The organism is Amycolatopsis sp. TNS106, from assembly GCF_019330265.1.
Taxonomy (GTDB): Bacteria; Actinomycetota; Actinomycetes; order Mycobacteriales; family Pseudonocardiaceae; genus Amycolatopsis; species Amycolatopsis lurida.
Genome location: NZ_CP024972.1, coordinates 6,462,632 through 6,476,734, shown reverse-complemented (window position 1 = coordinate 6,476,734; position 14,103 = coordinate 6,462,632). Strand labels below are relative to the sequence as shown.

General features: G+C 68.3%; 10 protein-coding genes. 3 read left to right on the top strand and 7 right to left on the bottom strand.

Translation table 11 applies throughout. The annotated features are described in order from the left end of the window. Nucleotides 1-43: 43 nt before the first annotated feature. The 5 genes from CVV72_RS29620 to CVV72_RS29600 form a co-directional block, all read right to left on the bottom strand. Nucleotides 44-1,648: an SdrD B-like domain-containing protein gene (locus CVV72_RS29620; protein WP_219154202.1), complete on the bottom strand. Its 1,605-nt coding sequence runs from the start codon at nucleotides 1,646-1,648 to the stop codon at nucleotides 44-46. A 127-nt stretch (nucleotides 1,649-1,775) separates the two neighbouring features. Next, nucleotides 1,776-3,878 carry a PhoX family phosphatase gene (locus CVV72_RS29615; RefSeq protein WP_219146966.1) on the bottom strand — a complete coding sequence of 701 codons (2,103 nt, stop codon included), beginning with the start codon at nucleotides 3,876-3,878 and terminating at the stop codon, nucleotides 1,776-1,778. A gap of 179 nt (nucleotides 3,879-4,057) precedes the next feature. Further along, a complete protein-coding gene (locus tag CVV72_RS29610; RefSeq protein WP_219146965.1) occupies nucleotides 4,058-6,100 on the bottom strand; it encodes a PhoX family phosphatase in 2,043 nt (680 codons plus the stop codon). 98 nt (nucleotides 6,101-6,198) lie between these two features. Next, nucleotides 6,199-7,416: an MFS transporter gene (locus CVV72_RS29605; protein ID WP_219146964.1), complete on the bottom strand. Its 1,218-nt coding sequence runs from the start codon at nucleotides 7,414-7,416 to the stop codon at nucleotides 6,199-6,201. Beyond that, the gene (locus CVV72_RS29600) at nucleotides 7,406-7,864 is read right to left on the bottom strand and encodes a MarR family winged helix-turn-helix transcriptional regulator (RefSeq protein WP_219146963.1); all 459 of its coding nucleotides are present in this window, start codon (nucleotides 7,862-7,864) and stop codon (nucleotides 7,406-7,408) included. The genes CVV72_RS29605 and CVV72_RS29600 overlap by 11 nt, the downstream gene beginning before the upstream one ends. Nucleotides 7,865-7,946: 82 nt before the next feature. Between CVV72_RS29600 and CVV72_RS29595 the strand changes: the two genes are divergently transcribed. After that, a complete protein-coding gene (locus CVV72_RS29595; protein WP_219146962.1) occupies nucleotides 7,947-8,579 on the top strand; it encodes an HAD family phosphatase in 633 nt (210 codons plus the stop codon). 173 nt (nucleotides 8,580-8,752) lie between these two features. Here CVV72_RS29595 and CVV72_RS29590 read toward each other — a convergent pair whose 3' ends face one another. Next, nucleotides 8,753-9,841 (bottom strand): inositol-3-phosphate synthase, encoded by a 1,089-nt coding sequence (locus CVV72_RS29590; protein ID WP_219146960.1) that lies wholly within the window; start codon nucleotides 9,839-9,841, stop codon nucleotides 8,753-8,755. A 61-nt stretch (nucleotides 9,842-9,902) separates the two neighbouring features. Continuing rightward, on the bottom strand, nucleotides 9,903-10,448 hold the full coding sequence (locus CVV72_RS29585) for a PadR family transcriptional regulator (RefSeq protein WP_005168208.1): 546 nt from the start codon (nucleotides 10,446-10,448) through the stop codon (nucleotides 9,903-9,905). Nucleotides 10,449-10,696: 248 nt separating this feature from the next. Between CVV72_RS29585 and CVV72_RS29580 the strand changes: the two genes are divergently transcribed. Together CVV72_RS29580 and CVV72_RS29575 are read left to right on the top strand one after the other, a co-directional pair. Continuing rightward, entirely contained in the window at nucleotides 10,697-11,110 is a 414-nt protein-coding gene (locus CVV72_RS29580; protein WP_034314297.1) for a DUF5318 domain-containing protein, read from the top strand. Nucleotides 11,111-11,609: 499 nt separating this feature from the next. Next, nucleotides 11,610-13,988 (top strand): transglycosylase domain-containing protein, encoded by a 2,379-nt coding sequence (locus CVV72_RS29575; RefSeq protein WP_219154201.1) that lies wholly within the window; start codon nucleotides 11,610-11,612, stop codon nucleotides 13,986-13,988. The last annotated feature ends 115 nt before the right edge of the window (nucleotides 13,989-14,103 follow it).

Here is a 14,103-nt window from a genome sequence, read left to right as displayed (position 1 = left end):
AACTCGCGTGATTGGAGGCGTAACTCGCGTGATTGGACGGCGATCACGGCTCGAGCAGGCCGGCGTCCCTGGTCAGGTCTTCCGGGGAGCCGGGCGTGGCGACGGGCGTGCAGCCGGTGGCGGGGTCCGCCGCCGAGTCGGTGCCGTCGTGATGTGCGGCGCCGGACCTCGTCAGGCGGCGCGAGCCGACGTCGAAGCACACCTGGTGCGAGCCCGGAAGCACACGTTCGAAGGCGTATCGCCCGTCCGGGCCGGTCATGGTGGAGCCGACCTCCTTGCCGGAAGCGTCCTTCAGGGTCACTTTCACGTCCGGGACGCCGAGCTCGTCACGGCTCTGGAGGCCGTCCTCGTCCTTGTCCAGCCACACGAAGTCGCCCAGCCTGCTCGTCGGCGCGACGAGACCCGCGGCGAGCGTCAGGTCCTGCCGCTTGCGAGGGCCGACGGTGGTGGTCGCGGTGCAGCCGGTCGCCGGATCGGCGTCCGAATCCTTCGCGTCGTCGCCCGCGTCCTTCGCCGCGTACGTGAAGGGAAGCCCGGCGATGTCGAAGCAGACCTGGTAGATGCCGTCCTTCAGCTTGGTGAAGCGGTATTTGCCATCGGCGCCGGTGGTGAGCGTCCCGAGCGCCTTGCCCGACGCGTCCTTCAAGGTCACCTTCACGCCCTGAACGCCCGGCTCCCCGGAGTCCTGGAGGCCGTTCCGGTCGACGTCGTTCCAGACGAACTCGCCGATCTCGTCGATCGCGGGCGGCGGGGTGACCTTGATGGTCGTGGTCGCGGTCTTCTTCGGCAGGGTTCCGCTGGCGACGGTCACGGTGCTGACGTGGCCGTTGTCCGCTTCGGTGACGTTCTTGTGGTCACAGGTGACGGTCGCGGACTTGCCGGCTTCGAGGGTCGCGATCGGGGCGGGGTTCACGTCGCAGTACGGGTCTTCGACCTTGATGGCGGTCAGCGTCGTGGTGCCGTCGTTGGTGACCGTGAAACGGTAGTTCGCGGTGGTGCCCGCCTCGAGCGTGGCCGTGGCGCCCCAGGCGCCGCTTGCCGGGTCCCGCACCTCCGCCTTCGCCGAGAACGAGTCGACGCGCAGGTGGACGCAGTCCCACATGACCCAGTTGCGGTCGGTGGCGGCGAAGAACTTCACCGAACCGGCCGACGGCGGGGCGATCGACGGCGGGAAATCCTGCCGGGCCAGTTTGCCGTCGGCCTCGACGGCGTGCACGACCTTGAGCTTGTTCTCCAGTACGACCTTGCCGGACCTGTCGTAGAACCGCAGCCCCGTCTCCTGGACGGCGTCCGCGCGCCGGAGGTTGCCGTCGTTCGTGCCGGTCCAGTCGGTCAGGGTGTAGACGCCGCCGGGCACGAACTTCATCGCCGCGTAGGCGGTGCTGACCATCTTGTCCGGCGTCGAGATCAGGGCGTATTTACCGCCGTCGGGCTGATAGCCGCCGGCCGTCGACAGCCGGGGCTGCTTGCTCCGCGGCGTGCCGGGAGGCACCGGGGCGGCCGGGTTGAACGTGTACCCGGCGGGCGGGCTGCCCTGCTCGACGCTCGGATTCGGCGCGGCGCCACCGGTACAGCCGGACGGGACGGTCGCGGCCCGTGCGGACGCGGGAAGGATGCCCGCCACAAGTGCGCCTGCCGTCATCAACACCAGTGCCCTTTTCACAGGGCTGAAGCTAATGAGCGCGGCGGGGATCCGTAATCACCGAACGGTGTCGTCCGGCGCCCCGATCAGGCAGAACAAGTCTCGCCGAGAGTGATCGGGGCGCCGGAGGCCACTACTTGACGCCGATGCGGCCGACCTGGCCCCAGCGGCCCTTCTTCCACACCGACACGATCGACGGCCGCGGCTGCGACGTGCCGCCGTCCGGCCAGTGCGACGCCGGGCTGCCGGAGTTCGGCGCGTCCTCACCGGGGTGCTGGACCGCGACGAGCACCAGGTGATCGGTCACGACCGGGCCGCAGGCCTCCCCACCGTTCGGCACGGTGAGGAACTGCTTGACCTGACCGCGCTGAGGCCCGGTGACCGGCACCGAGAAAAGGCCGTCGTTCGAGCCGAGCGCGTTGCCGTCGGTGGAGATCCACAGGTTGCCGTGCCGGTCGAACGCGACGTTGTCGGGGCAGGAGATCGGGCTGACCTGCTCCTTCGGGAAGCCGCCGAAGTAGGTGTCCGCCGTCTTCGGGTCACCGCAGACCAGGAGGAGCCGCCAGGAGAACTTCGTCGACGCGGCGTCTCCGCCGTTCTCTTCCCACTCCAGGACGTGGCCGTTGCGGTTGTTCGGCCGCGGGTTCGCCTCGTCGACGTTCGCCTTGCCGGCGGGGCCGCGCTGGCTGTTGTTGGTCAGCGCCGCGTAGATCCGGCCGTTGACCGGGTTCGGCTCGATGTCCTCGGGCCGGTCCATCTTGGTCGGCTGGACCTTGTCCGCCGCCTCACGGGTGAAGACGTAGACCTCTTCGGCGGTGAAACCGTCCACAAAGGACTTGTCACCGGCGGCCAGCGGGATCCACTCGCCGACACCGTCGAATTCGCCGTCCGCCGGCAGCTTGCCGGTGCCGTCGATCTCGGCGGCCGGGCTGTCGCCGGTGAACCGGCCGACGTACAGCGTGCCGTCGTCGAGCAGCGCCGAGTTGTGGCGACGCGCGTGCGCGCTCTTGCCCGGCTTGTACTTGCCCTTGGAGACGAACTTGTAGATGTACTCGAACCGCTCGTCGTCACCCGAGTAGACGGCGACGCGGCCGTCCTTGGTGATCTTGATGTTCGCGGCCTCGTGCTTGAACCGGCCGAGCGCGGTGTGCTTGATCGGCGTCGAGTTCGGGTCGTTCGGGTCGATCTCCACGACCCAGCCGAACCGGTTGGCCTCGTTGGGCTCCTGCGCGAGGTCCCAGCGCTTGTCGAACCGCTCCCACTTACGGGTGCTTTCGGTGCCGGAGAAGCCGTAGCGCTTCAGGCGTGCCGCCGCGACGGGGTCGGTGACCTTGGCCGCGTTGGCGAAGTACTGGTTGACGTTCTCCTCGCCGGAAAGCACGGTTCCCCAAGGGGTCACGCCGCCGGCGCAGTTGTTCTGCGTGCCGAACACCTTGCGGCCGGTCGGGTCCGCGGAGGTCTTGAGGTACTTCGAACCGGCGGCCGGGCCGCGCACCTCGAACGGGGTGTTCAGCGTGATGCGGCGGTTGAACGGGCTCGGCGTCACCCGCAGGGCGCCACCGATCGGGTCGCGGAAGGCCTGGACGACCGAAAGGCCGTGCGCCGCCCACGCGATCTTGACCTGCTCCTCGGTCGGGTTCTTCGGGTCGTACTGGTCGACCGGGAACATGTGGACCTCGGTGGTGTACTCGTGGTTCACCACCATGAGGTTGCGGATGCCCAGCGGATCCTGCGGGATCAGGCCGACGAAGTCGCAGTTGTAGCCGAACTGCTTCGCCTGCGCGGCCGCGGTCTGCTTGTGGAAGTCGAACTTCGGCGCGCCGAATTCGACGGCGTCGCCCCAGCGGATGACGACGCGCTGCTCGTAACCCTCGGGGATGGTGACCGCGTCGAGCGTGTTCGGCGGCACCGCTTCGAAGTCGGTGCCCGGCACCGGACGTCCGGGGCGGCCCGGTTTGCCGTGGCCCGCGGCGGAAACGTCAGCCGGGGTCTCGGCGGCGGCCGTGCCGGACAGCGCGGCGAAACCACCCGCTGCCGCGGCCATCACGGCGCTCGCCTTCAGCGCGCCACGGCGGGACAGCACGTTCTTGACGACGTCGCCGAAGTACTCGTTGTCCGACGTGTTCGGCTCGGGGTGGGCGCACGCGTTGCCGCAGCGGTACTCGCAGGTGACCGCGGAGCGGCCACCGGGGTGGGAGGTGATCAACGGCAGCAGCCGCTGAGGCTCGAAGGACACAGGGCCTCCATGGTCGCGGTGGGTACACGTAGTCCAGTCGGGGGAACGCCGTGACGTTAAGCGACCAAAACGATCCAGCTCTGGCCAGAAGATGAACAGCGCGCGAACGAGCGATGGCGCGCTGCCGGACCCGGCGGCGCGCCATCGACCAAAAGTACTGCTAGATCGTTGCTTGTCGACTAAGAACCGATGTCGGCCAGGCCGTGCCTGCCCGGTTTCCACACCGCCACGACCGAGGGACGGGGCTGGGTTTCGCCGCCGTCCGGCCAATGGGAGGCCGGTTTGTCGGCGTTCGCGCCGTCCACTTCACCCGGATGCTGGACACAGACGGTGACGATCTTCCGATCGACGATCGGGCCGCAGGTCTCCGCGCCGCGCGGCACGGTGAGGAACAGCTTGAGCTCCCCGCGGTTGCGGCCTTCCAGCGGCACCGAGTAGAGACCGTCGTTGATGCCGAGGGCGCCCGCCGAGTCGGTGGAGATCCACAGGTTGCCGTGCCGGTCGAAGGCCACGTTGTCCGGGCTGGAGATCGGCGAGACCTGGTCCTTGGGGAAGCCGGCGAAGTAGGTGTCCGGCGAGGCCGGGTCACCGCAGACGAGGAACAACCGCCAGCTGAAGGTCAGCGCGAGCGCGTCCCCGCGACGCTCTTCGAGCTCCAGCACCTGGCCGTGCTTGTTGTTCAGCCGCGGGTTGGGCTCGGTGGCGCCTTCCTTGCCGGGGTTGCCGCGCTCGACGTTGTTGCTCAGCGCGCAGTAGATCCGGCCGGTGTACGGATGGGCCTGGATGTCCTCCGGACGGTCCATCTTGGTGGCGCCCACCTTGTCGGCCGCCTCGCGCGTGAAGACGTAGACCTCTTCGGCGGTCATTCCGTCCACAAAGGACTTGTTGCCCGAGGCCAGCGGGATCCACTCGCCACCGCCGTCGAATTCACCGTCACTGGGCAGTTTCCCGGTACCGTCGATCTCGGCGGGCGGGCTGTCGCCGGTGAAGCGGCCGACGTACAGCGTGCCGTCGTCGAGCAGGGTCATGTTGTGGCGCCGGGCGTGCGCGCTGTTCCCCGGCTTCATGCGGCCCTTCGAGATGAACTTGTAGATGTACTCGAAGCGCTCGTCGTCACCGGAGTAGGCGACCACGCGGCCGTCCTTGGCGACGCGGATGTTGGCCGTCTCGTGCTTGAAGCGGCCCAGATGCGTGTGCTTGACCGGGGTGCTGTCCGGGTCGTGCGGATCCAGCTCGATCACCCAGCCGAAGCGGTGTGCCTCGTTCGGCTCCCTCGCGATGTCCCAGCGCGCGTCGAACCGCTCCCACTTGCGGGTGGTCGCGGTGCCCTTGATGCCGTACCGCGCGTAGCGCTTGCGCTTCACCGGATCGGCCACGGTATCCGCGTTCCCGAAGTACTGGTTGATGTTCTCCTCGCCGGACAGGATCGTGCCCCACGGTGTGACACCGCCCGCGCAGTTGTTCATCGTGCCCAGCACCACCGTGCCGGTGGGGTCGGCGGCGGTCTTGAGCAGGTCGCTGCCCGCCGCCGGACCTGCCAGCTTGAACGGCGTGTGCAGCGTGATCCGCCGGTTGTAGCGGGACATCTTCGGCCGCAGGTGCCCGGTGTCGCGTCCGCGCGACACCTGGACGACGGTCAGCCCGTGGGCCGCCCACGCGATCTTGACCTGTTCCTCGGTCGGGTTGTTCCGGTCGTAACCGCGGAACATGAACTCTTCCGAGGTGTACTCGTGGTTGGTGACCAGGAGCGCGGAGAGCCCCCAGTGGTCGAGCGGCAGCAGCGCGGCGAAGTCGCAGTTGTAGCCGAACTGCTTCGCCTGCGCTTCGGCGGTCTGATGGTCGAAGTCGAACTCCGGCGCGCCGGGCAGCACCGCGTCACCCCAGCGGATGACAATGCCCTGCTCGTAGCCCTCGGGCACCACGACGGCGTCGAGGGTGTTCGGCTGGACCCGCTCGTAGTCCGTGCCGGGTGGCGGCTTCGGACGGCCCTCGGGGGCGGCGGAGGCGGGCGCGGCCAGCGCGAGCGGGGTGCCCGCGGCCAGCGCGACGACGGCGGTCGCCTTCAACGCGCCGCGGCGGCTCACCGCGCCGAGCACGTCGGCGAAGGTGGGGTTGTCCGACGTGTTCGGCGCGTCGTGGAAGCACGCGTCGCCACAGCGGTAGGTACAGGTCACTGACGCCCGGCTTGGTGAGTGGCCGGCCAGCAACGGAAGGAACTTCACGCGGACCTCCGGTCAGGCAGTTCGGGAGGTCGACGCTAAGGCACCGGACCGACGAGAGGAAACCCCTCGTTGGTCCGGTGTTCACCCTTTGTTCTGATTCACATCTCTTCGCCAACGAGGACGGCTTCGGCCGGAATCGTGTGCGGGTCGGCGGACTTCTCGCGGATGGTCAGCAGGGCGCCGGCCAGCACGCAGAGGATCGCGGCGATCACGAACGGCGCCTGCTTGGCGCCGAACCACTCGGCCAGGTGACCGACGACGGTCGCGGCGACCGCGCCGCCGAGCCAGCGGCAGAAGTTGTACCCGGCGCTCGCGACCGGACGCGGGGCGCCGCTGATCGACATCGCCGTACCGGTGAAGAGCGTGTTGAGCAGGCCGGACACCAGACCGGACAGGATGATGCCGACGACCAGTACCGGCTTGCTCGGGATCGCCATGACCAGCAGGAGGACGGCGTAACCGAAGACGGCGACCACGGTCGCGTGCCGCTCACCGAGCTTCGCGGCGAGCTTCGGCGCCAGCACCACGCCCGCGACGGCGACCGAAAGGCCCCAGCCGCAGAAGATCAGGCCGACGGCGACGGCGCTCCACTCCAGCACGAACGGCGACCACGCCAGCACCACGAAGAACGCGGCGGTGTAGAGCGCGGAACCGATCGACGTGCGCAGCAGCCCACCGTGCTTGAGCGCCCGGAACGGGTCGAGCAGCCGGATCTTGGGGCGCTTCTCCTTCGCGTCGGCGGTCAGGAAGATCGAGCACAGCACGAGACCGCACAGCATCAGCAGCGAAGTGCCGAGGAACGGGCCACGCCACGAGATGCTGCCGAGCAGGGCACCCAGCAGCGGGCCGACCGCGAGGCCGACGCCCAGCGCGGCTTCGTAGAGCAGGATCGCGCCCGCCTGGCCACCGGTCGCGGCGCCGACGATGACCGAAAGCGCGGTCGCGATGAAGAAGGCGTTGCCGAGTCCCCAGACCGCGCGCAGCCCGATGAGCTGCTCGATCGACCCGGACGCGGCGCACAGCGCGGTGGCGACCACGACCAGCGTCAGCCCGACGACCACGGTCCGCTTGGCCCCGAACCGGGCACTCATCGCGCCGGTCACCAGCATCGCGACCGCCTGGACGCCGAGGTAGCTGGAGAACAGCAGGGTCACTTCGGAGGGCGTCGCCTTCAGCCCCTCCGCGATCGACAGCAGGATCGGGTCGACGAGCCCGATGCCCATGAACGCGATGACCGCGGCGAACGCGGTGATCCATACCTGTTTGGGCTGCCCCTTGACGGCGTCCAACAGGCTCGAGTGGTGCTCAGCGCTCATCGCGGATCAGTTCCTCCTTCTTGTCTTCGTGCAGCAATCGGGTGAAGGCGGGGAGCGCGGCTTCGATCGCGACGCGGTCAGTCTCGTCGAGTTGGAGGAGGCGTTCGCGGAGGAACTCCTCCCGCGCGACGATCAGCTGGCGATGGAAGCGCTGCCCCACCTCGGTGACCTCGACGAGCACCGCCCGGCCGTCGGCGGGATCGCGGCGGCGGCTGACCAGGCCCAGCCGTTCGAGACGGCGGACGACGTCGGTCATCGTCGGCATCCGGACCCGTTCCAGGTCGGCGAGCGTGCTCATCCGGCGCGGACCGCCGTTGAGCAGCTCCGACAGCACCGAACCCTGCGTCAGGGTGAGCTGCACCTGCGGCGTCTCCCGGCGGACGAGGTAGTACAGCCGGAAGACCAGCGGGCGGAGCCGGTGGGCGAGGTCGGCGACTTTCGTGGTCACTTAGCCATGCTAACTAAAATTACTGAGCATGGCTAAGTAATCTGCCGCACAGGTTCGCCGGACAGCGCCTAGGGTTGGGGGTGTGGAAGCGGTGATCTTCGATCTCGACGGTGTCCTGGTGGATTCGGAAAAGATGTGGGACGAGGTCCGCCGGGCGGTCGTCCACGAGTTCCACGGCACCTGGCGGGAGGAATCGACCAGGGCCATGCAGGGGATGAGCACCCCGGAATGGGCCGCCTACCTGGCGCACGACCTCGGCGTCCAGTTGCGGCCCGCGGACGTCGCGCAGGTGGTGATCGACCGGATGGCGCGGCGGTACACGGAGAAACCGCCGATCATCCCGGGTGCGCCCGGCGTCGTTCGGGAGGTCGCGAAACACTGGCCGGTGGCGATCGCGAGCTCGTCGCCGCCGCTGCTGATCAAGGCGTTCCTCGACATCACGCGGCTGCCGGTGCCGACGGCGGTTTCGTCGGAGCAGGTCGGCGCCGGGAAGCCGGCACCCGACGTGTACCTGAAGGCGGCCGAGCTGCTGGGCGCGGAGCCGAAGAACTGCGCGGCCGTGGAGGACACGACCAACGGGCTGCGCGCGGCGCTGGCCGCGGGGATGACGGTGTACGCGGTGCCGAATCCGCATTTCCCGCCGGATCCGGCGGTGCTGGAGCAGACGACGGTGGTCGGGAAGATCACAGACCTGCCGTCGGCCCTTCAAGACTGACCGGACGGCGGCCTGGCGCGACCACGAAGGTCTCCCAAAGGGCGCTCGCGCCCGACGGAGACTTCACCGTCGAGCGCCCTCTTTCGGCCGAAGGCCCACGGAAACACGATGAAGGGGCGCCTCCCCGCACAGGTGAGTGACGTGCGGAACGGCGCCCCTTCGGCGGGTTTGCGTCAGCGCTCGACAGAACCAGAGATGAACTTCTCGACCTCGTCGCGCGCGGTGGCGTCGTCGTACTGCTCCGGCGGCGACTTCATGAAGTACGAGGAAGCCGAGAGGATCGGGCCGCCGATACCGCGGTCTTTCGCGATCTTCGCGGCGCGCACGGCGTCGATGATGATGCCCGCCGAGTTCGGCGAGTCCCACACCTCGAGCTTGTACTCCAGGTTCAGCGGCACGTCGCCGAAGGCACGGCCTTCGAGCCGGACGTAGGCCCACTTGCGGTCGTCGAGCCACTGCACGTAGTCGGACGGCCCGATGTGGACGTTGCCCTTGCCGAGTTCGCGGTCGACCTGCGAAGTGACCGACTGGGTCTTCGAGATCTTCTTCGACTCGAGCCGCTCCAGCTCCTTCATGTTCAGGAAGTCCATGTTCCCGCCCACGTTGAGCTGCATCGTCCGGTCGAGCTGGACGCCGCGGTCTTCGAACAGCTTCGCCAGCACGCGGTGCGTGATGGTGGCGCCGACCTGCGACTTGATGTCGTCACCGACGATCGGGACACCGGCCGCGCGGAACTTCTCCGCCCACTCGGGGTCGGAGGCGATGAACACCGGCAGCGCGTTGACGAACGCCACCCCGGCGTCGATGCAGGCCTGCGCGTAGAACTTGTCCGCCTCTTCGGAGCCCACCGGCAGGTAGGAGACGAGGACGTCGACCTCGGCCTCGCGCAGCGCGGCGACGACGTCGACCGGGGTCTCGTCGGACTCCTCGATCGTCTCGCGGTAGAAGCGGCCGAGCCCGTCGTAGGTGTGCCCGCGCTGCACGGTGACACCCAGCGGCGGCACGTCGGCGATCTTGATCGTGTTGTTCTCCGAGGCGAAGATCGCCTCGGACAGGTCACGGCTGACCTTCTTGGCGTCCACGTCGAACGCGGCGACGAACTCGATGTCGCGGACGTGGTACTCGCCGAACACGACGTGCATCAAACCGGGCACGCGAGTGCCGGCATCTGCGTCACGGTAGTACTGAACGCCCTGGACCAGCGAGGCCGCACAGTTGCCGACGCCCACGATGGCCACCCGAACGCGGCGGTTCTCGCCCATGCCGGTTTCTCCTTCATTAGTCCAACAGTTGTAGGTAATGCGCAGCGCGCCGGAGAGCGCCTCAGGTCTCCGGGCCGCGCTGCTCGGCCTGTTCGTGCGCGATCAGCTCGTTGAGCCAGCGCACCTCCCGCTCACTGGACTCCAGCCCGAGCCGGTGCAGCTCACGGGTGTAGCGGTCGATCTTCTCCTCGGCCCGCGCCATTGCCGTCCGAAGTCCTTCACGGCGTTCCTCGACCCGACGACGGCGGCCTTCCAGGATTCGCATCCTGACGTCGGCCGGTGTCCTCGAAAAGAACGCCAGGTGGACGCCGAAGCCTTCGTCGTCCCACGTCTGCGGCCCGGCGTCGCCGAGCAGTTCGGCGAACCGTTCCTTGCCCTCGGCGGTGAGCTTGTACACCCGCTTGCCCCGGCGTGCCCACGCCCGGTCTTCCACCTCTTCGAGCTCCTCGACGAGGTAACCGGCGCGAAGCAGCCGACGCAGGGTCGGGTACAGCGAGCCGTACGAGAACGTCCGGAACATCCCGAGCGTCTCATGCAAACGTTTGCGCAGCACGTAGCCGTGCATGGGGGTCTCGTGCAGCAGCCCCAAGATCGCGAGCTCGAGCACACCGCACCCCCTTCCGGGAACAAACCGCGACCGATCGCGTTGGCCACCGTGACCGGCTCGGTCAACCTACCGGCCCACTATATCGCGCCGATACATCGAAGTGGTGTAGCTAACCCCGACCGGGTACCCGGAAAACCCGGCGAAATTCACCGGAGAGTTATCGAATCGTCGGCGTGTCCGGCCGCATACGGACCGTCCCGCCGACAACGGGGCGTGGACCACACAGCAAGAGCCCGTACTCTGTTGGCGTGCGAAACCAGCGGCAGGTCGTGGACTACGCCTTACAGCGGCGCGCGCTGCTCAAGGGCGTCCACTCCGGACGGGTCGGCACATACGACGTCTGCGACGCGGGCCCGTACCTCCTCCGGGCCGCCAAATTCCACGGCCGACCAGGCGATCAGGACTGCCCGGTCTGTCATCGGGAGGAACTGACCCTGGTGTCGTGGGTGTACGGCGACGAGCTCAAGCACGCCGCCGGATCGGCCAAGACACCGGACGAACTGGTACGGATGGACGGGCACTTCGCGGAGTTCACCGTCTACGAGGTCGAGGTCTGCGGGAGTTGTCACTGGAACCACCTGGTGCGGTCCTTCGTCCTCGGAACAGGAGATCCGGGAACCACCCGGCCACGGACCCGGTCGCAGAGGACAGCGGGTCAGTGACAGGTATCGAAAACGCAGTTGACCACAGAGCGGCGTCCCCCGAAGCGCCGGTCTGGGAGGCCCATTCGTGAACGACGACCGCAATCGCTCCTGGCCTGGCCAGGAGCCTGATGCACCTCGCCGTGCCCAATGGCCGGGCGAGGCCGACGATCCCGGCTGGCCGAGCGAAGACCCGCCGCGCCGCCCCCAGCGCCGGACTCCCCCGAACGGCACCCCCCGCTCGGCGAACCCGCGCGCCGCCAACCCGCAGTGGCCGGGCGGCGAGGCCGGCGGCCCCGAGTGGCCCTCCGACAGTGAACCCCGGGAACCCCGGGAACCCCGCCGTCCCGCCGCGCCGCGCCGCCCCAACGGCATGCCCCCGCGCAGGCAGGGCCCCCCGCCGCCCGGTGGCCGCGCCGCCGGTGACCCGCGCGCCCGCAACGGTGGCGCCGGGCACCGCCCACCGCCGCCCCCGCCCGGCGACCGCCGTCCTCCCGCCCCGGCCGATCAGGCGACCGCGATGGTCCGGCCGGTCGAGCCGGAACCGTACGAGCGCGAGCCGGAACTCATCACGCATCACGCGCACAACGGGACCGAAGACCCGTACGGCTACGACCCGTACGACGACCGCTATGACGATCGTCACCCGAGCGCCGCTTTCGGCGCGGAGGGCGAGGATCCCTACGACGACGAGCCCGCCGAAGACGAAGAGGACGGCAAGAAGAAGGTCCTCACGCCGAAGCAGCGCAAGAAGCGCCGATGGCGGATCGTCCGGCGTGTCCTCTACGCGATGTTCGGCCTGTTCGTCGTGGTGCCCGCGATCGCGTTCGTCATCACCTACTTCCTGGTGGACGTCCCGTCGCAGGAAAGTGTCGCGAGCCTGCAGAGCCAGCCGATCACGCTGATGTACGCCGACGGCAGCCCGATGGGCAAGATCGCGCCCGCCAGCGGCGGAAGCCGGTACCTGCTGAAGCCCGGGGAAGTCCCGGAAGTGGTCAAGAAGGCCGTGTACGCGGCCGAGGACTCGTCGTTCGAGACCAACTCCGGTTTCGACGTCGGCGGCATCCTGCGCGCGGTCTACAACAACGTCACCGGCGGCCAGGGCGGCGGTTCGACGATCTCCCAGCAGTACATCAAGAAGGCCACGGCCAACGAGGCGCCGACGCTCACCCGTAAATGGACCGAGCTGGCCAAATCCTTCAAGATGAACAACCAGATGTCCAAAGAGGAGATCATCACCGCCTACCTCAACACCATCTACTTTGGCCGCGGCGCGAACGGCATCGAAGCGGCCGCACAGGCCTACTTCAAGAAGCCGGCCAAGGAACTCGGCGCGTCCGAGGCGGCCCTGCTCGCCGGCCTGATCCAGGGCCCGAGCCGGTCCGAGAACGACGCGTACGCACAGCGGCGCTGGAACTTCGTGATGGACCAGATGGTGGCGAACAAGTGGCTCGACCAGGGTGAGCGCGCCGCCGCGCAGTTCCCGAAGCCGATCCCGAAGGCGCAGGCGAAGGCCGACGACGCCGGGACGCTGAGCCTGCACATCCGCAACCGGGTGATCGACGAACTCGAAGCCCGCGGCTACGACCAGGACCGGCTGCACCAGGGCGGCTTCAAGATCACCACGACGATCGACCCCAAGGCGCAGAAGATGGCCGAGGAGTCCGTCGCCGAGGGGATGAAGGGCCAGACCGACGAGAACATCCTGAACGCGCTGGTCGCGATAGACCCCAAGACCGGCGGCGTGGTCGCCTACTGGGGCGGCCCGGACTGGACGAAGAACGACAAGGGCCAGGACGTCCAGGCCATCGACTGGGCGAACGTGCCGCACAACCCCGGTTCGGCGTTCAAGGCCTTCGACCTGACCGCGTTCCTCAAGATGGGCAAGGGACTCGGCGAGACCTTCGACGGCTCCAACAACCGCAAGTTCGACGGCCGCACGATCCGGAACGCGGGCGAGAGCTCCAACTGCGGCACGCAGTGCACGGTCGCCGAGGCGATGAAGGTCTCCGCGAACACCGTGTTCTACGACATGGTCCGCAACGAGACGAAGGTCGACCCGGTGGCCAAGGCCGCGAAGGAAGCCGGCGTGATGGTGGAGGCCGACGGCGGCAAGGCGAAGCTGAGCCCCGACATCAACATCGCGCTCGGCGGTGGTGGCACGGTGACCACCGCGGAGGACATGGCGGCCGGTTTCGCCACCTTCGCTGGGGAGGGCGTCCGGCAGAAGCAGCACTTCGTCGCGAAGCTGACCAACTCGCAGGACGAGGTCGAGTTCGACGAGACGACACCCAAGGGCACGCCCGCGTTCAGTGACGACGCCGACAAGAGCAAGCAGATCGCGGGCAACGTCACCGACGCGCTCGAAGAGGTCATCCCGTACTCGAAGCTCAAGTGCCCGAAGGGTCACGAGTGCGCGGGCAAGACCGGGACGCAGCAGTACGACTTCAAGGACAGCGACCCGGCGAGCTACCGCGACCGCAACGCGCAGACCTGGATGGTGGGCTACACGCCGAGCATCTCGACGTCGGTGTGGGTCGGCGGCGACGGCAACAAGCCGCTGCACGACAAGAACAACAAACCGATCTACGGCCGGACGATCGCCGGTCCGATCTGGGAAGACTTCATGTCCCGGTACATGACCGGCAAGCCGTCGGAGAAGTTCGACAGCGTCAAGCCGATCGGCAAGGACGCGCGGTACGTGCCGACGACGACGGCGCAGAAACCACCGCCGACGACGTCGACACCCGAGACGCCGACGACCACCCCGACGCCGACGACGCCCACCGAGCCGACCGAGACGACGCCGACGAAACCCACCAAGCCGACGAAGCCGAGCTGGACGCGGCCGGGCCCGGGGACTTCGGATCCGTTGTTCCCGAACGCCGAAGATCCGTGACGATCGGGCTGAGCAGGTGCTGAAAGGTGTGCCGGGCGAGCGCCCGGCACACCTTTTTTCTTCCCGCCGATGAACCTGAACCGATCCCATACGTCTTGACTAGAAGGAGACCTGC

Excerpts from the sequence above, each read along its gene's own strand:
- CVV72_RS29605 (WP_219146964.1), bottom strand. The coding sequence starts at position 7,416 with ATGAGCGCTGAGCACCACTCGAGCCTGTTGGACGCCGTCAAGGGGCAG.
- CVV72_RS29590 (WP_219146960.1), bottom strand. The coding sequence starts at position 9,841 with ATGGGCGAGAACCGCCGCGTTCGGGTGGCCATCGTGGGCGTCGGCAAC.
- CVV72_RS29575 (WP_219154201.1), top strand. The coding sequence starts at position 11,610 with ATGGTCCGGCCGGTCGAGCCGGAACCGTACGAGCGCGAGCCGGAACTC.